Source organism: Vibrio zhanjiangensis (assembly GCF_030161235.1).
Classification (GTDB): Bacteria; Pseudomonadota; Gammaproteobacteria; order Enterobacterales; family Vibrionaceae; genus Vibrio; species Vibrio zhanjiangensis.
Window position 1 is genome coordinate 24262 of the sequence record NZ_BSPW01000024.1, and the last position, 17268, is coordinate 41529.

The 17268-nt window shown below is 42.3% G+C and carries 18 protein-coding genes, 1 tRNA gene and 1 riboswitch; of the genes, 12 read left to right on the plus strand and 7 right to left on the minus strand.

Translation table 11 applies throughout. The annotated features are described in order from the left end of the window. Positions 1-80 precede the first annotated feature (80 nt). The 4 genes from QQK21_RS06880 to QQK21_RS06895 all read left to right on the plus strand — a co-directional run bounded on the left by QQK21_RS06880 (position 81) and on the right by QQK21_RS06895 (position 2817). Positions 81-1049, plus strand: a complete 969-nt coding sequence (locus QQK21_RS06880; protein WP_284191464.1) for a M23 family metallopeptidase — start codon at positions 81-83, stop codon at positions 1047-1049. Next, the gene (locus QQK21_RS06885; RefSeq protein WP_284191465.1) at positions 935-1375 is read left to right on the plus strand and encodes a bactofilin family protein; all 441 of its coding nucleotides are present in this window, start codon (positions 935-937) and stop codon (positions 1373-1375) included. The genes QQK21_RS06880 and QQK21_RS06885 overlap by 115 nt, the downstream gene beginning before the upstream one ends. Before the next feature lie 255 nt (positions 1376-1630). Continuing rightward, positions 1631-2347: a winged helix-turn-helix domain-containing protein gene (locus QQK21_RS06890; protein WP_284191466.1), complete on the plus strand. Its 717-nt coding sequence runs from the start codon at positions 1631-1633 to the stop codon at positions 2345-2347. Continuing rightward, a complete protein-coding gene (locus tag QQK21_RS06895; RefSeq protein WP_284191467.1) occupies positions 2344-2817 on the plus strand; it encodes a hypothetical protein in 474 nt (157 codons plus the stop codon). Before QQK21_RS06890 ends, QQK21_RS06895 begins: the two co-directional genes overlap by 4 nt. 53 nt (positions 2818-2870) lie before the next feature. On the opposite strand, the gene QQK21_RS06900 is transcribed toward QQK21_RS06895, so the two are convergent. The 6 genes from QQK21_RS06900 to QQK21_RS06925 form a co-directional block, all read right to left on the minus strand. Next, positions 2871-3473, minus strand: coding sequence for an outer membrane beta-barrel protein (locus QQK21_RS06900; RefSeq protein ID WP_284191468.1), 603 nt, complete (start codon positions 3471-3473; stop codon positions 2871-2873). Between the two features lie 813 nt (positions 3474-4286). Continuing rightward, the gene (locus QQK21_RS06905; protein WP_284191469.1) at positions 4287-4907 is read right to left on the minus strand and encodes an outer membrane beta-barrel protein; all 621 of its coding nucleotides are present in this window, start codon (positions 4905-4907) and stop codon (positions 4287-4289) included. 98 nt (positions 4908-5005) lie between these two features. Beyond that, positions 5006-5626 carry an outer membrane beta-barrel protein gene (locus QQK21_RS06910; RefSeq protein WP_284191470.1) on the minus strand — a complete coding sequence of 207 codons (621 nt, stop codon included), beginning with the start codon at positions 5624-5626 and terminating at the stop codon, positions 5006-5008. A gap of 386 nt (positions 5627-6012) precedes the next feature. Beyond that, complete coding sequence (locus QQK21_RS06915) at positions 6013-6711, minus strand: substrate-binding periplasmic protein (protein ID WP_284191471.1); 699 nt, start codon at positions 6709-6711, stop codon at positions 6013-6015. A 343-nt stretch (positions 6712-7054) separates the two neighbouring features. Further along, positions 7055-7633, minus strand: coding sequence for an outer membrane beta-barrel protein (locus tag QQK21_RS06920; RefSeq protein ID WP_284191472.1), 579 nt, complete (start codon positions 7631-7633; stop codon positions 7055-7057). A gap of 524 nt (positions 7634-8157) precedes the next feature. Further along, positions 8158-8233 (minus strand) — tRNA-Asn (locus QQK21_RS06925). Between the two features lie 558 nt (positions 8234-8791). Here QQK21_RS06925 and uvrB point away from each other — a divergent pair. The 3 genes from uvrB to luxU all read left to right on the plus strand — a co-directional run bounded on the left by uvrB (position 8792) and on the right by luxU (position 12863). Beyond that, a complete protein-coding gene (gene uvrB / locus QQK21_RS06930) occupies positions 8792-10822 on the plus strand; it encodes an excinuclease ABC subunit UvrB (protein ID WP_284191473.1) in 2031 nt (676 codons plus the stop codon). 303 nt (positions 10823-11125) lie between these two features. Then, positions 11126-12520: a quorum-sensing sigma-54 dependent transcriptional regulator LuxO gene (luxO, locus tag QQK21_RS06935; RefSeq protein ID WP_284191474.1), complete on the plus strand. Its 1395-nt coding sequence runs from the start codon at positions 11126-11128 to the stop codon at positions 12518-12520. 4 nt (positions 12521-12524) lie between these two features. Continuing rightward, entirely contained in the window at positions 12525-12863 is a 339-nt protein-coding gene (gene luxU / locus QQK21_RS06940) for a quorum-sensing phosphorelay protein LuxU (protein WP_284191475.1), read from the plus strand. Here luxU and yvcK read toward each other — a convergent pair. Beyond that, complete coding sequence (gene yvcK, locus QQK21_RS06945) at positions 12849-13736, minus strand: uridine diphosphate-N-acetylglucosamine-binding protein YvcK (protein WP_284191476.1); 888 nt, start codon at positions 13734-13736, stop codon at positions 12849-12851. The two genes, luxU and yvcK, sit on opposite strands and share 15 nt — an antisense overlap. A 178-nt stretch (positions 13737-13914) precedes the next feature. Further along, a riboswitch (molybdenum cofactor riboswitch) is annotated at positions 13915-14048 on the plus strand. On the opposite strand from yvcK, the gene moaA reads away from it, so the two are divergent. The 5 genes from moaA to moaE all read left to right on the plus strand — a co-directional run bounded on the left by moaA (position 14022) and on the right by moaE (position 16808). Next, positions 14022-15041, plus strand: coding sequence for a GTP 3',8-cyclase MoaA (moaA, locus tag QQK21_RS06950; RefSeq protein ID WP_284191477.1), 1020 nt, complete (start codon positions 14022-14024; stop codon positions 15039-15041). (Overlaps the previous riboswitch by 27 nt.) Before the next feature lie 72 nt (positions 15042-15113). Further along, complete coding sequence (gene moaB, locus QQK21_RS06955; protein WP_284191478.1) at positions 15114-15635, plus strand: molybdenum cofactor biosynthesis protein B; 522 nt, start codon at positions 15114-15116, stop codon at positions 15633-15635. Next, on the plus strand, positions 15632-16111 hold the full coding sequence (gene moaC / locus QQK21_RS06960; RefSeq protein ID WP_284191479.1) for a cyclic pyranopterin monophosphate synthase MoaC: 480 nt from the start codon (positions 15632-15634) through the stop codon (positions 16109-16111). The genes moaB and moaC overlap by 4 nt, the downstream gene beginning before the upstream one ends. Beyond that, complete coding sequence (gene moaD, locus QQK21_RS06965; RefSeq protein WP_284191480.1) at positions 16108-16353, plus strand: molybdopterin synthase sulfur carrier subunit; 246 nt, start codon at positions 16108-16110, stop codon at positions 16351-16353. Before moaC ends, moaD begins: the two co-directional genes overlap by 4 nt. Positions 16354-16358: 5 nt before the next feature. Then, a complete protein-coding gene (gene moaE, locus QQK21_RS06970; protein ID WP_284191481.1) occupies positions 16359-16808 on the plus strand; it encodes a molybdopterin synthase catalytic subunit MoaE in 450 nt (149 codons plus the stop codon). Positions 16809-17268: the final 460 nt, after the last annotated feature.

Below are 17268 nucleotides of genomic sequence, written 5' to 3' on the forward strand. Positions count from 1 at the left end.
CCACTTCATATGATTGAGTAAATTTAAGTGAGCTTGTCGGGCTCACCAAGCCGAAATAGAGTGTTGTGGTAGAGGATGTTATGCGGCCTACTCATTTTACAATCATGATTCCGAGTAACAAGGGAACACGCTTTTTCTCTTTTTCGGGGAGGACCGTCACAGCGGTTAAATATGGCGTGTTGTGTGTCGTTGTACTCATCACTGCTTTGATTGTAGGGGTAACAAAGCTTGTTGGTGATGTTGCTCATTCTAACCAAGAGAAAATCAACTGGATGACTAAGACTCGTTCGCTCGAAAGTGCATTGAGCCTTTCCCATGCGACGAAAGATGCCCTTGAAACGAGTCTGGAAAAAAATGAGCAAGCACTTGACTACGTGACGGATAAGGTCAGTAGCATAGAGTCTGCTTTAGCTTTATCGACAGAGTCTTTTAGCCTCAAGGATAGAGTCGACAATCTCGCCTTGCGCTCCGCAGTTCGTCATCAAATGATGCAACGGATACCCAATGGAAGGCCGGTTAAAACGGGGCATCTTTCATCACATTATGGGTATCGTATTCACCCTGTGACAAAGTCAAAAGCCATGCATCATGGAATGGACTATGCAGCCAATATTGGTACGCCAATCTATGCCCCTGCAGATGGAGTGATTGAAGTGGTGAGGAAAAGCAATAAAGGGTCAGGTAACTTTATTCGAGTGGCGCACTCATTTGGCTTTACTTCCTCTTATTCACACCTGAGCGTATTTAAGGTCAAGCGCGGTGATTATGTAAAAAAAGGCCAATTAATCGGCTTAACGGGCAATTCTGGCCTTTCGACAGGTTATCACCTTCATTATGAAATTCGTTTGGTTGGCCGCTCGCTCGATCCTTTACCTTTCACTCAATGGAATATGAACAATTTTGATGCGATTTATAAATCGAATGAGGATGTACAATGGGACTACTTAGTAAACAGAATAGAGAATCAAATGGTCACAGCTCTCAAACTGTCATCGCAGAGGGGACCTTTATCGAAGGACAACTCAAGCTTACTTGTCACATCCAGATAGACGGTCAAGTCAAAGGGAATATTGAAACTGACCGGTGTGTCACTATCAGTGCTGCAGGCTCTGTAGAAGGCTCGATTCGTTGCGATTGCCTAATTGTTAACGGTCGCTTTTTAGGTCAAGCCTATTCGAAAAGTTTACAAATACTCGAAAACGGGCACTTAGAAGGTGAAGTCTCTGCAACCGAATTCACCATAGAAAAAGGAGGAGTATTTCTTGGCAGTTCAAGAAATATCACTGTTGAGGAGGTCGTTCCGTTAACCAGCGTGAAAAAACGTGATAAAACCTTGCCCGAGCAAAACAAAAAAGGGGCTGAGCAGTACGCTTAGCTACGGCTGTTGCTGAAATCATAAAAAACCGTGTATTGCCTGCACGGTTTTTCTTTTTTGATAAGTTTATTTATATTAACCTGCGCTAAGCTTTAAGTAGTGTTATTTTATTGTCATAAACCAAGGTCTTGAGTTTAGATAGCCTATTTGTCTCTCTATGATAGGCGGCCTAGAGCCAAAAGCTCAACGAGCTATGGGTTGTTTTGTTATTCAATGATCGTTTGAGACCATTTTTGCACTTAGACAAGGATAGACGTGACTAGTCAGTACACATGTGATGATTTGATATTTGATGTAGAGAAGATGACGGTGAGTACCACGCACCATAGTCGCGCGCTTAACTACAACGAATGTCTGCTCCTGAAAACATTATTAGACAACGCCAATCAGGTATTGGGAAAAGAAGCGCTCAAGTCGGCAGGTTGGCCAGATACCATAGTGACCGATTCTTCATTGCAAAAATCCATCCAGAAGATTCGTTTAGTGATTGCGATTTCTAACTCCGTTGAACTCAAAACCGTGGTCGGCGTTGGTTATATGCTCTCATGTGAATGTGTTGGTGAGTTTTATGACGCCAAGAGTCCCCCCATTAGCCAAAGCAAACGCAAAGCCTTATCACCCAATGGCTGGGCACGAATAGCGCTTGGTATTAGCAGTGCTCTGTTACTGACCGCAGCCTCGCTTGAATTTGCCTGCGTGACCAATACGCGCTTTATATCTTATTTAAACCCTGACTATGAGCTGCTTGATATCGGAGCGAAACAAGTGTTGCACCGCCAAGGGTCTGAGATCCCATCTGAGGTGTTAGAGGCGATTAAAGCGTCCAAATGCGATTGCCTATATTTCTTTAGCGTAAATAAGGACACTGGGCGCTACAATATTGCGGTGCATGATAAAGCGGCGCGTGACAGTAAAACTTACCTAGTCGAACCTGCAATGATGTCCAAGGTCGCTAAGGAGTGGACAAAATGAAAAGTCTTAAACTTTGGATTGGCCTCTTTGTCGCGTCTTTGTTGATTTATGTCAGCTCCTTGTACTTTAGCAGTCAACAATTGCTGATGGAAGGTCGTTATATTGCTCGTATTTTTGGCTATTCGGAAACCAATGGCTTTTGGCGAGAAAGGCTTGAGCTCAATCTCAAGCGAGAAAATATTGAATCGACTATCTCAGTTGAAGGGGATGGTTTAGAGGGGGTGGCCTTATTTGCCATCAATGGTGAAGTCACCCAATCTGATAAGGGGGTGTTTTCCATGTCTTATTCCACAACCCCAATTCAAACTTCAAAAGTGGTGGATGGCTATCACTCAGTGAGCTACACATCACTCTTTTTGTCCGGCCATTCAGAAAATGCGCTAGTGTATCAGAATGAAGATATTATGATGGTTGAGGGGCCAAGAAGTGCCGTGATGTTAATTCGCAGCCAAGGCACCGTATTTAAATAAAAAATCTCCCAGCAGATGCTGGGAGATTATATGGACAGTGGTTAAGTTCAGATTTAGAAGTGGTACTGAACGTTAGCCATAAAGGTTACGTCGTCTTCGATTTTATCTTCATAGGACCATGATTCATCACCACCTGTTTCTTCTCCGTCGTGAGCTGTGTAGGCGATTTCAGCACCTAGGCTCCATTTTTGAGTTAGTCTGTAGTCTAGGCCAGTTTGCACACCATAAGTAAAGCCATCTAGGTCATCTGCATCGCTTTCAAAAAACTCATAGCCCATATGTGCACCAACCGTCCAGCTAAGCTTGTTAGCGATAGGTAACATATAGTCATAGCTAACGGTTAAGTCTGTACGGTCAATGGTATCAGCACCTTCTGCATCAACCTCAAGAGCATCATAAGCAAGGCTCATCTTTACTCTATGGTGGTCGTTAATAATCGCACCGCCACTTAATCCAGTAATTACAGAAGGATCGGTATCCAGAGAATCTTCATACGGTTGTCCCTCGTCCGTTCCGGTTTCCTTTATTTTACCACTAATATGAGTACCGGCATCAAAACCGACAAAGTAGTCATAAGTGTTTTCTGCACTGGCACCAAATGTGGTTGCTGCTGCCAATGCGCCTAAAGCGAAAAGTGTTACTGTTTTGTTTTGCATAATGGTTTTCCTAAGTATCTAAAGCTAACAAGTCGCTAACTCTGTTGTTATGTCGTTATCGATGCTGTTATCGATATCGATCTTGTTATCGATTTTTTGTTTCACGCTGTGGTGAAAGTGGTGACTAAGTTAGAGCCTTGAGCCTAAAAACAGAAAGGAATTACACGGAATCGCGCAGAAAAAACATCAAGCACATTTATTTACCTTTTTATTTTTTTTGTTATTGCATGTGATTGATTTTTTTTTGACTTTAATTCTTGGCGTGTATTTTGAAAGAGGTTGAATTTGGTTTTTGGGGTGTGCTGATGATTTGAATTTTGCGCAGAGTCAGTTCCCTTTTGGTACTGAGCTATCAATAGAGGGTAAAAAGTGCTGACATAATGTCTTGCTTAATGACGAAATGAATGGCGCAGCTAAAACGCACAAACCTAACCATCCGGTTTTCTCGCAAAGCTCACGATAAAATGACTTGCCGAAGCTTCGAGAGAATCGAGCAGATGAGCGTTGGAAATGTGAAGATAGTGGTATAAATACCCTTTGGTCAGTGGCGGGCTTACGACTTTGATTGCCGGCTTTATCGTAAGCTTACAATCAAGCTTCAAAAGAGGCTGTGGTTACTATTAAGCATGGAGTTGTACATTGCAATGGTTTTTTGGCGGTTCAAAAAATGCTGTGAGTGTTTCAGAGTTTAAATTGTGCTGCGTAAAAAAGTTTGGGAGTGTGGCAATGCTTATTCGAAGCGGAGAATTGGTATCCAAATAAAAAAACTCCCAGCCGAAGCTGGGAGAGCTTAGATGGTAGTTACGCTTAGCTTTAGAAGTGGTACTGAACGTTAGCCATAAAGGTTACGTCGTCTTCGATTTTAAAATCAGAGTTCCACAACTCACCACTACTATCCATATAACCATCTTTAAAGTAGTCGTGAGCGGTGAAGGCAATTTCAGCTCCTAGGCTCCAGTGTTTAGTCAGTCTGTAGTCTAGACCTGTTTGAACACCAAAAGTAAAGCCGGCCGCGTTGTCCCAATCATGTTTATCGACGAAGAACTCATAACCCATATGCGCGCCTACTGTCCAGTTAAGTTTGTTAGCTAAAGGTATCATATAGTCATAGTTGGCTGATAGGTCTGTGCGATCTACAGCTCTATCATATCCTTCAATTTCTAGCGCGTCATAAGCTAAGCTTATCCTTACTCTATGATGGTCATTGATAATGGCACCACCACTTAACCCAGCAATTAAAGAAGGGTCGGTATCTGTGGATCCACTATAAAATCCTTCATCTTCAAATTTCGAAGTCATTAACTTTGCTTTACCACCAATATGAGTACCAGCATCAAAGCCAACAAAGTAGTCATATGTGTTTTCTGCGTTTGCGCCAAAGGTAGTTGCTGCTAATGCGCTCAAAACGAGGGTTTTTAAGGGGTTGTTTCTCATAATGTATTTCCTAGGTGTCTAAAACTAACAAGTATCTAAATCACTAAAAATATCCCCTTAAAGCTGGGGGATATAAGAACAGTGCGAATGACTTGGCATTAGAAGTGGTATTGAACGTTAGCCATAAAGGTTACGTCTTCTTTTAATTGAACAGACCGCTGACCGCCTACATAATGAAATGTTTCTTTACCGTGAGAAGTGTGAGCTACCTCTGTACCTAGGCTCCAGTTTTTAGTCAGTCTGTAATCTAGACCAGTTTGAACACCCGTGATAAATCCATCATAATAATCTGCATCGCTTTCGAAGGCCTCGTAACCCATATGTGCACCGACAGTCCAGCTAAGCTTGTCGGTCATAGGTAGCATATAGTCATAACTAACGGTCAAGTCTGTGCGGTCAATAGTTTCACTGTAACCATCAATATCCAGTCCATCGTAAGCAAGGCTCATCTTTACTCTATGACGGTCATTGATAATGACACCGCCACTAACCCCACTAATTAATGAAGGATCGGTATCGACAGAATCATCAAGTGAATGGGATTCGTATGATGGATAATCTGTATAGTAACCATGGGACTGCACCTTTCCGTTGATGTGTGTCCCCAAATCAAAACCGACAAAGTAGTTATATGTGTTTTCTGTGTTTTCTGCGCTAGCACCAAAGGTGGCTACTGCCAATGCACCTAAAGCGAAAAGTGTTACTGTTTTGTTATGCATAATGGTTTCCTAAGTATCTAAAGTTGGTACGTGTCTAAGTCTTGTTGTTATTGAATTTTTGCTTCACTCTGTGGTGAAAGTGGTGACTAAGTTAGAGTCTTGAGCCTAAAAACAGAAAGGAATTACACGGAATCGCACAGAAAAAATATCAAGAAATTTTTTTACCTTTTTTGGTGTTTTGTTATCATATTCTATTGATTTTATAGGATTTAATATTTTTCGTGTGTTTTGGAATAGGTTGAATTTAGTTTTTTGGTGTGCTGATGATTTGAATTTTGCGCAGAGCCAGTTCCCTTTTGGTACTGAGCTATCAATAGAGGGTAAAAAGTGCTGACATAATGTCTTGCTTAATGACGAAATGAATGGCGCAGCTAAAACGCACAAACTTAACTATCCGGTTTTCTCGCAAAGCTCACGATAAAATGACTTGCCGAAGCTTCGAGAGAATCGAGCAGATGAGCGTTGGAAATGTGAAGATAGTGGTATAAATACCCTTTGGTCAGTGGCGGGCTTACGACTTTGATGGCCGGAAAATGGTCCTTGATTATGTTATACGACTGCATGGGGGCTAACCACACATCCGCTCTCCCTGCCATTAGCATTAAGGCTGCTTGTTCTTCACGGTAGACCAATTTTAAGTGACGATAATGTTTTATGTTTTCCACATAACGATTGCCAAACATAGACACCACACTATTACCTTTAAGCTCGTTTAAGCTTAAATAGGATTGTTCACCCACAGAGAACGCATAGACACCGAACTCTTCTAGAGGGACATCGACTTTAACAAGTACCTGACTATGATCTTCTCCAAGTTTGCTAATTCTTAAATCCAGTGCATCAAATTGCCCTGTTAAAACCGATTGTATTGCACGTTCGTCGGGCATATACGTGATCTCATGGTTTATTCCAGCCCCCGAATAAATCGCATTAATCACCTCTTCTGCTGTCATACCATAGTGCGTTTTTTTATTTTGGTCTCGGTAACTTTCCCCAATGACAATGTGAACAATTTCTTCCTGAGCATAAGCTGGCTGAAGCCCCATGACTCCACAAAGTAAAGCCAATGAAAGTCGTATTCTCATCTCACCCTTCTGCTAATCACTTCTTTGTTACTTACAGTGTGGCTTTTTGCCGGATTTTCGCAACACGCTCTTTTTAACATGGTGGTGAATCGTTAAATGAGTGTTATCGCCAGCTTATTATTAAGCGTTAAAAGTGGCTGCGGTGAGTATTAGGCAAAGATCTGAGCATCATAATGGCTTTCTGGGGGGGGGCAAAAAATGCTGTGAGCTTTTTCAGGGTTTAAATTGTGCAGTGAAAAACAGTTGGGAGTGTGGCAATATTTATTTGAAGCGGAATATTGATATCCAAACAAAAAACTCCCAGCAAAAGCTGGGAGAGTTTAGATGGCAGTTAAGCCTAGGTTTAGAAGTGGTATTGCACGTTAGCCGTTAGGATTACGTCGTTGTCTATCTGTAGAGATGAAGTTCCCCATTCATCTTTTTCGTGTTCTGTATAAGCCACTTCGGTACCTAAGCTCCAGTCTCGTGTGAGTTTATAATCTAAACCGGTTTGTACGCCATAAGTAAAGCCATTTAAATTGTCAGCATCGCTTTCAAAAAACTCGTAACCCATATGTGCTCCGACAGTCCAGTTTAACCTGTTGGCAATTGGTAGCATAAAGTCGTAGCTTGCTGTCATATCCATACGAGAATATGTTTCATCATCTGTGGAATCGGCAATTGTCAGAGCGTCATAGGCTAGGCCAAATTTGACTCTGTGGTGGTCGTTAATGATGGCACCGCCACTTAGGCCAATGATAGGAGAATTATTTTCAACAAGAGTAGCGCTATAGCCTTCCGCTTTATATTCGAACTCTCCATCTACGTGCGTTCCTGCATCAAAGCCGACAAAGTAGTCATAAGTGTTTTCTGCACTGGCAGCAAATGTGGTTGCTACTGCCAATGCACCTAAAGCGAAAAGTTTTACTGTTTTGTTTTGCATAATCGTTTTTCCTATGTATCTAAAGCTAATAAGTAGCGAATTTTGTTGTTATGTTGTTATCGATTTTTATTTCACGCTGTGGTGAAGTGGTAATCAGATTAGGGTTTATGCTCTAAAAACGGAAAGGAATTACACGGAATCACGCAGAAAAAGTATCAAGTAGGTATTTTTACCTTTTTTTATGTTTTTAATGTATAACTAATTGTTTTTTAAAGATTATTTTCTTGTTGTGTTTTTGGTAAAGGTTGGGTTTAGTTTTTGAGCAAGAGTGGTGGTTTAAATTCTGCGCATATGCTGCTGCTTTTGTGCGCTTAACAGCTGAGTTGAGGGTTATAAATAGACTGAATGCGTTGTTTGCTATCAAACCAAAAAATCAATCATTCGGATTTTTGCAGGGCTATATTAGAGCGGGTGTTTTGATGCAGGCGCAATTTGTGTAATGAAAGGATAGCGAGACAATGCAAGCTGGGTTAGCCAGATCTTTAAACGAAAAAAAGACGCCTTTCGGCGTCTTTTTTTGAATTTGGCTCCCCCTGCGGGACTCGAACCTGCGACATACGGATTAACAGTCCGCCGTTCTACCAACTGAACTAAGGGGGAAATGCTTGAAAGCGCCGTGAATATTAGCGATGAGCTTGCACACTGTCAACTATAAAATGGGGTTATTAAGTGATTTTTTTTGTAAAAAAGAGCTTTACTTTTGAGTAGCCCTTTGGGGGAAACGGCTTGGTTTACTTATCCACCAAAATTGTGGATAAGTATGTTGATTAGTATGAAAAAATAGATACTCACATCTTGTACATGCGCTGTTACCAACCGACAAATATAATTTTATAGACTGCAACCCTATGAAATACGACAAGTTAAATAGGTTTTGTGGTATTTTTCTGACCCAAAAATAAAAACTTAGCTTTGTGGGTGATTTATGAGCAGAAGAAATATTGTGGATAAGGTGTGATTGATTTGGGTAAAGACTACGAGCGTATACAAGAGCGCCAATCAGGATACTGACTAAAATGAGTTTGGTACGAGATTGGCTCGTGTTTATGCATGAGATATAGAGTGGTAATCATTATATTTTAATAGAGTTCTTGTTTCTGTACATATATACAGTCAAAATATAGAGCAATGACATCGATAAATTGGATTGAGGAACATATGGGCAAAGTTTTTGAGTTGATCTCTGATTACCAGCCTTCTGGCGACCAACCGACAGCCATTCAGCAGTTGTATGAAGGTTTAGATTCAGGGCTTGCTCATCAAACTCTTTTAGGAGTGACTGGGTCGGGTAAAACCTTTACCTTGGCTAATGTCATCGCCAAGGCTCAGCGGCCTGCGATTTTGCTTGCTCCCAATAAAACACTTGCAGCGCAATTGTACGGTGAGATGAAATCTTTCTTTCCTAATAATGCTGTTGAGTATTTCGTCTCTTACTACGATTATTACCAACCAGAAGCGTATGTACCCACAACCGATACTTTTATAGAGAAAGATGCAGCGATTAATGCTCATGTTGAGCAAATGCGCCTGTCAGCTACTAAAGCTCTGCTGGAGCGTAAAGATGCGATCATCGTGGCCTCTGTTTCCGCAATCTATGGCCTTGGTGATCCTCAATCTTATTTACAGATGATGTTGCATGTTCGCCGTGGTGATGTCATGGATCAACGCGATATATTACGGCGTTTAGCTGAATTGCAGTATAACCGTAATGATGTGGCTTTTGAGCGTGGTCAGTTTCGGGTACGTGGCGAGGTCATTGATGTGTTTCCTGCCGAATCTGATCAAGATGCAGTACGGATCGAGATGTTTGATGATGAAATAGAATGCATCAGTATTTTTGATCCGTTAACTGGCGCGTTAAAGCAAAGAGATTTGCCTCGTTTTACGATTTATCCCAAAACGCATTATGTCACTCCGCGAGAGAAAATTCTGGATGCCATTGAGAAGATCAAAATTGAGCTAGAGCATAGAAAGAAATATTTGCTTGAGAATAATAAGTTGCTTGAAGAGCAGCGTATTTCTCAGCGGACACAGTTTGATATTGAGATGATGACGGAATTGGGCTTTTGCTCTGGGATTGAAAACTATTCTCGCTATCTCAGTGGGCGCAGTGAGGGTGAGCCACCACCCACTCTATTTGATTATTTACCACATGATGGCTTACTTGTTATCGATGAATCTCATGTAACCGTTCCGCAGATAGGCGCAATGTTTAAAGGGGATAGATCGCGTAAAGAGACATTGGTAGAGTTTGGTTTTCGATTACCTTCCGCACTGGATAATCGACCGCTCAAGTTTGAAGAGTTTGAGTCTCTTGCGCCCCAAACCATTTTTGTTTCGGCGACACCTGGCAATTATGAGCTAGAAAAATCGGATGGTGAAATTGCGGATCAGGTTGTTCGACCCACTGGATTGCTAGATCCTGAGCTTGAAGTGAGGCCAGTGGCCACCCAAGTTGATGATTTACTCTCTGAGATTCGTATTCGTTCGGTAAAAGATGAAAGAGTGTTAGTGACCACTTTGACTAAGCGTATGGCAGAGGATCTTACGGAATATCTGACAGAGCATGATGTGAAAGTTCGTTATCTTCATTCGGACATAGATACAGTGGAAAGAGTTGAAATCATAAGGGATTTGCGTTTAGGAGAGTTTGATGTGTTGGTCGGTATCAACTTACTTCGAGAAGGACTCGATATGCCTGAAGTGTCCTTAGTTGCGATTCTCGATGCCGACAAGGAGGGTTTTTTACGATCTGAACGCTCACTGATTCAGACCATAGGACGAGCGGCTCGGAATATCCATGGTAAAGCAATCCTCTATGCCGACAGTGTGACCAAGTCTATGCGCAAAGCTATGGATGAAACGAGTCGCCGTAGAGAGAAACAACAAGCCTACAATGAGGAAATGGGGATTGAACCTCAGGCATTGAAGCGCAGCGTTAAAGATATTATGGAACTTGGTGATATTGCCAAGAGCAAAAAGCAAAGGACATCGAAACTCATTCCTTTGTCCAAGGTAGCAGAGTCGTCACCGTCTTATGCAGTGATGACACCTCAAGACATTGAGAAAGAAATTGCTAAATTGGAAGCACAAATGTATCAACATGCGCAAGATTTGGAGTTTGAGTTGGCAGCACAAAAACGTGATGAGATTGAAGCACTACGTCAGCAGTTTATCGCCAACAGCTAGGTTAGATTGTTGGTATGGTCGTTTTACCAATGCTTAGGTTACGACAACGCTAGGATAGATTCTGTGCAGACAAAAAAAAACCAATAGTAAATGTCTATTGGCTATTTTTGTGAATACTTTGTTCACTAACAACGTCAGTTGGCTAGGTGACCCATAGGGTCAAGAGTACTTAAGCATTAACTATGCCAATTTTTTACCCCCTGATTTTATGGGGTTCAATGGGTTTTTTATGCATTTAATTTGCAAAATGCAAAGCGTAATGCAATCATTTATACAATTTGCAACGACGAGTTTGGTTTAGCTATGCATCAAAACACAGATATTCAAAAGTCCAAATATTTATTGATGGTAGAAGACACGGCATCTGTGGCAGCACTATATCGTTCCTATCTTACCCCTCTTGGTATTGACATCAATATTGTCGGCACTGGCCGTGATGCTATAGAGAGTCTTAGCTATCGTACCCCGGATCTTATTTTGCTCGATCTGAGGCTTCCCGATATGACGGGGATGAAAGTATTGCATGCGGTTAAGCAGAAAAATGCCGATATTCCCGTTATTTTTATGACCGCACATGGCTCGATTGATACCGCGGTTGAAGCGATGCGTCACGGAGCTCAAGACTTTCTCATCAAGCCATGTGAAGCGGATCGGCTGCGTGTGACGGTCAATAATGCGATTCGCAAAGCAAGTAAGCTACGAAATGCAGCCAATAATCCCGGCAACCAAAATTATCAGGGCTTTATTGGGAGTAGCCAGACGATGCAGGCGGTATACAGAACTATCGACTCTGCGGCGTCAAGCAAGGCGAGTATCTTTATTACTGGTGAAAGTGGCACGGGTAAAGAAGTGTGTGCTGAAGCCATTCATGCGGCGAGTAAGCGCGGTGATAAACCTTTTATTGCCATCAACTGCGCCGCTATCCCTAAAGATCTTATTGAAAGTGAGCTATTTGGTCATGTCAAAGGTGCTTTCACGGGGGCGGCGACAGACAGGCAAGGTGCTGCTGAGCTTGCAGACGGAGGAACATTGTTCCTCGATGAGTTATGTGAGATGGATCTTGATTTACAAACGAAACTTTTGCGCTTTATTCAAACGGGAACGTTTCAGAAAGTCGGTTCTTCGAAAATGAAAAGTGTGGATGTTCGCTTTGTTTGTGCGACGAACCGCGATCCTTGGAAAGAAGTTCAAGAAGGGCGATTTAGAGAAGATCTATACTATCGGTTGTACGTAATTCCTTTACATTTGCCTCCACTGAGAGATCGTGGTGATGATGTCATAGAAATTGCTTACTCACTATTGGGCTTTATGTCCAAAGAAGAAGGTAAGGATTTTGTTAGGCTAACACCAGAAGTGGTAAATCGTTTTGCTCAGTATGAATGGCCGGGTAATGTTCGTCAGTTACAAAACGTGTTACGCAATGTTGTTGTGCTTAATAATGGTGAGCATATTTCGTTAGATATGTTACCGCCACCATTAAATGTGCCTACGGATAATCAGATTAGGATCGATTGGGAAGACAAAGAAAGCTTTACGGTCAATGATATATTCCCACTTTGGCTTACAGAGAAAAAAGCCATAGAGCGAGCGATTGACGCTTGTGATGGGAATATTCCTAAAGCGGCTGGCTATTTGGATGTCAGTCCATCAACGATTTATCGTAAGCTTCAGAATTGGAATGCAAAGGAAACACAATAAGCGAATGGAATTACTTAACAGACACAAGCTCGACCAATTGTCGAGCGAAATTGGCGCCAGCAATGTACCTATATTGCTAGATATATTCCTCAACGAAATGACCCAGTATATTGAGGCTCTCAATGACGACACTAGAGACCATGAAGCTTATTTGAAAGAAATATGCCATGCGTTGAAAAGCAGTGCTGCCAGTTTTGGCGCTGAATCACTATGTGCTTTTGCGATAGAAATTGATGCAAAGGCTAAGCTTGATGAAATGCTCGACGTGGTTGATACGCGAGAAACAATGTTAAAGCTGCTGACAGATACACAGCAGCGTTATAAGGCGTTACTCTCCAAGTAGTGTCTCAATCACTGATTGGAGCTTTTCCCTGTCGTGTCGCCAAACTCGATTTGGCGATGCGAGGGAAGTGTTAAGGCAGCGCCAATTTTTAAGTTCCAAACGCTCCTCTTCCCCGACAACGACGTCGATTTTGCGTCCTCGGCACGTTCTTTCACACCATTCGAGTTTCTCTTGCAAACTCATTTTACCCGCGGGGCCATGCTCTGGAGAGAGGTTTTCGATAAAGATAAGCTTCGCCTTTTTATTGATTTCTATTGCTCGGCCTATTTCGGGTAAGAGTAAAGGTGGCATGATACTGGTCAGAAAGCTCCCTGGGCCGAGAATAATCGCATCGGCTTGTTCGATAGCAAGAACGCCTTCTTTGGTGGCTGGGACTTCAGGGGCAAGATCCAAGCGAACGAGTTTATCCGGCATTTCATCAACACTGGTTTCCCCCGTTACCCATTGTCCGTTTTCATCAAGAGCCTTAAGATCAGAAGGATGCTCAGTCATAGGAATAATATTAATATCCACCTTGAGCATATTTCGTATTAGATTAATCGCATCCAAAGGCCGAACAGAGAGATTATCGAGAGCGGTTAACATTAGGTTGCCCAAATTATGCCCATCCAATTCACCAGAGCCCTTGAAGCGGTATTCAAACATCATAGAGCTGATAGAAGGTGATGTAATCAGCTGATTGATGCAATTGCGGGTATCTCCCCAAGCAATGCCACCTTGACAGTTTCGGATTCGCCCAGTGGAGCCTCCATTGTCCGTTGTTGCCACGATACCCGTAGCATTTTGCCCAAAATCCTTCAGTGCAGAGAGTATACGCCCTAAGCCATGTCCGCCACCGATCGCGACCACATGTTTTTCTTGATACAAAGTCATTGAGTGTGCACTTATTTTTAAACTGTTCGTTACAATCTAGAGTAATGGATTCATCCAAAGTACTCAATATTCGTTATTTTTGCGCCGTACTGTGATTTTCTCTCTCTTGTGCTAGCAACACGAAAAGATATTAAGTATTTTATTGTCAGCTGCTGCTGTTGTCTCTGGTTTAACAGCAGTTGCCATAACTCCTCGCTTATTGGGCTAAGTCCATTCAGGATATGCGCGTTAAGCCAGTGACTATTGTCACGAGGGCATAACCAGAAATGGGTATGTCTCCCGTATTTGGAAAGGTGTTCCGTGGCACAAAAAATTCAAAATAAATTTCAACTTCAAGATAATTTTCAGCGTAAGTTTTATTATTTACGCCTTTCGGTGACAGATGTTTGTAACTTTAAATGTCAATACTGCCTTCCAGATGGCTACCAGCCTTCTGGTAAAAGTCACTCGTTTTTGGCCCTTGAGGAAATTCAGCGAGTTGTTCGTGCATTTGCCCATTGTGGCACAACCAAGGTAAGGTTGACTGGTGGCGAACCGAGTTTGCGTAAGGATTTTAGTGACATCATTCATACTGTCGCCCAAACCAAGGGGATCGTTAAAGTTGCGACGACGACCAATGGTTATCGAATGAAGAAGCAGGTGAAAGACTGGAAGCAGGCTGGATTAACGCACATTAATGTCAGTATGGATAGTCTAGATCCTCGTAGGTTTTATCAAATCACCGGTGAAAATAAATTTTTTGAGGTAATGGCAGGTATTGAACGTGCTTTTGAAGTTGGCTTTGAGCAAGTAAAAGTCAATGTCGTCTTGCTTAAAGGTTTGAACTCAGATGTATTACCTGACTTTTTATTCTGGATCAAAGACAGGCCGATCCAGCTGCGTTTTATCGAATTAATGCAAACCGGTGAAATGGACCGATTGTTCCATCAACATCATGTCTCTGGAGTGTCGATTCGCAATCAGTTGATTGCTGATGGTTGGCTGCAAAAGAAGAGGCTGCCTAGTGATGGTCCAGCTCAGGTCTACTCTCATCCTGACTACCTAGGAGAGGTCGGTTTGATTATGCCTTATGAAAAAGATTTTTGCGCAAGTTGCAACCGATTGAGGATTTCAGCGAAAGGGAAGCTTCATCTGTGTTTGTTTGGTGAACAAGGTGTTGATCTTCGTGACTTACTGCAACAAGACTCTCAACTTCCCTTTTTAATTGATAGGATACACCAGCAATTACAGACCAAAGCAGTCAGCCATTACCTCCATGATGGGAATTCAGGTATGACGCCAAATCTTGCGTCTATCGGAGGCTAAGGACAATCATTTTGTCAAGCTAACCCATTAGGGACACTAGCTTGGATAACAACATATAAAATAGGTGGATAAATGGGGCACGCAGAGAGTAAATTTCAACCCGCTAATATTGCTATATTGACCGTATCGGATACGCGTACAGATGAGAATGATGCTTCAGGATCTTATCTGGTGGAGAGTACATCTCACGCTGGGCATAATGTGGTTGATAAGCAGATCGTCGTCGACGATAAGTACAAGATTCGAGCGATTGTTTCACAGTGGATTGCCGATCCCAAGGTGCAAGTGGTGTTAGTAACAGGGGGAACGGGTTTTTCTTCCCGAGACAGTACTCCTGAAGCCCTGATTCCCTTGTTTGATAAGCAGGTGGAAGGTTTCGGTGAGCTATTTCGCCAAGTATCGTATCAGGAGATTGGTACATCAACGATTCAGTCACGAGCTGTAGGTGGGTTTGCAAATCACACCGTAATTTTCGCTATGCCAGGCTCAACAGGGGCTTGTCGCACTGGGTGGTCAATGATCATTGAACCACAGTTAGACTCAACGCATCGCCCGTGTAACTTTATGCCACACTTAGGTCAGGCAATATCATGACTCAGCTAACCCACATCAATGCGTCTGGTGAAGCCAATATGGTGGACGTGTCAGAAAAAGCGTCAACAGTAAGAGAAGCAAGGGCAGAAGCCTTGGTTCATATGTTGCCGGAAACCCTTCAGCTGATTATGTCTGGACAAAATAGTAAAGGCGATGTGTTTGCTACAGCGCGTATTGCAGGTATCCAAGCGGCTAAACGAACTTGGGAACTGATCCCTTTGTGCCACCCACTTTTGTTATCAAAAGTTGAAGTTCAAATTGAAGCAATACAAGCAGAAAATATGATACGTATTGAGTCTGTATGTAAATTGAAGGGTACAACGGGTGTGGAAATGGAAGCCTTAACCGCTACTTCAGTTGCTGCTTTGACTATCTATGATATGTGTAAAGCGGTACAAAAAGACATTGTCATCGGTCAGATTCGTTTGCTGGAAAAAACAGGTGGTAAGTCAGGTGATTACAAGGTAGGGATATGATTAAAGTACTGTTTTTTGCTCAAACTCGAGAGTTAGTGGGTACTGAAGAGTTAGATGTTGAGGCTTGTTTTGACACAGTCGAAGCACTGCGCTCTATGCTTGCTAGACGGGAAGGTAAATGGGACTTAGCTTTGGATTGTAGTAGGCTTCTTGCTGCCGTTAATCAATCGATTGTACCCTTTGAGCATCCTCTTAGAGATGGCGATGAAGTGGCTTTCTTCCCGCCAGTGACGGGGGGATAAACGAAGTGGATCGTATTTCTGTTCAATTCGAAGATTTTTCAGTTGAGACCGAGTATCAAATTTTAGCCCGCAGCAGCAAGGTCGGCGCTGTGGTGACGTTTGTTGGAAAGGTTCGTGATATGAATCTTGACGAGAGTGTCACAGGGTTATCTTTGGAGCACTATCCAGGTATGACAGAAAAGATATTGGAGCAGATTTGTCGCCAAGCTGAGCAACGATGGGACCTTTCTCAAATTCGTGTTATTCATCGTGTCGGTGATCTTGAGGTTGGTGATCAAATAGTGTTTGTTGGCGTTACTAGCGTTCACCGAAAAGAAGCATTTGAAGCCTGTGAATTTATTATGGATTTGCTCAAAACAAAAGCACCATTTTGGAAAAAAGAGCGTACAGGAAATGAAACTAGGTGGATTGAATCACGACAATCTGACAAGCGTGCGGCGCAGCGTTGGAAATAATGCTTTGGTCGATTCAGCGACTTTGTAGCAGTGCTATCAAGATAACCCTAGCCTATGAAAACATAGCCAATGAAGTTTGCTCCTAATCTGGGAGTAACAAGACATGATTAATCAATATGCAACTCCCGATAAAACTGGCTAATTGGGCTAGAAAGACGAGCCCGCTGACTTATTGATCCTCTCCTTTTTACTCTTTGATCGTTGAATGTATGCACATGATGTTGGATAAATATCAGTGGGTTCAACGGTCAACGACCTCGATATAACCTCAACTTGTCGCCAATCATAAAATTGATATTAAGAAGAAACGATAGAATGTAATGTTCATTTGCGAGCGATCTTTCTTTAGCACTTCTTTTTGTTTCATTATGCGGAAAATGAATATCAAGTCCGCAAATTATGTTAAGACTTTTTAAATCCCTCATACCATTAACAATCAGTCGATTATTCTTTTTACAAG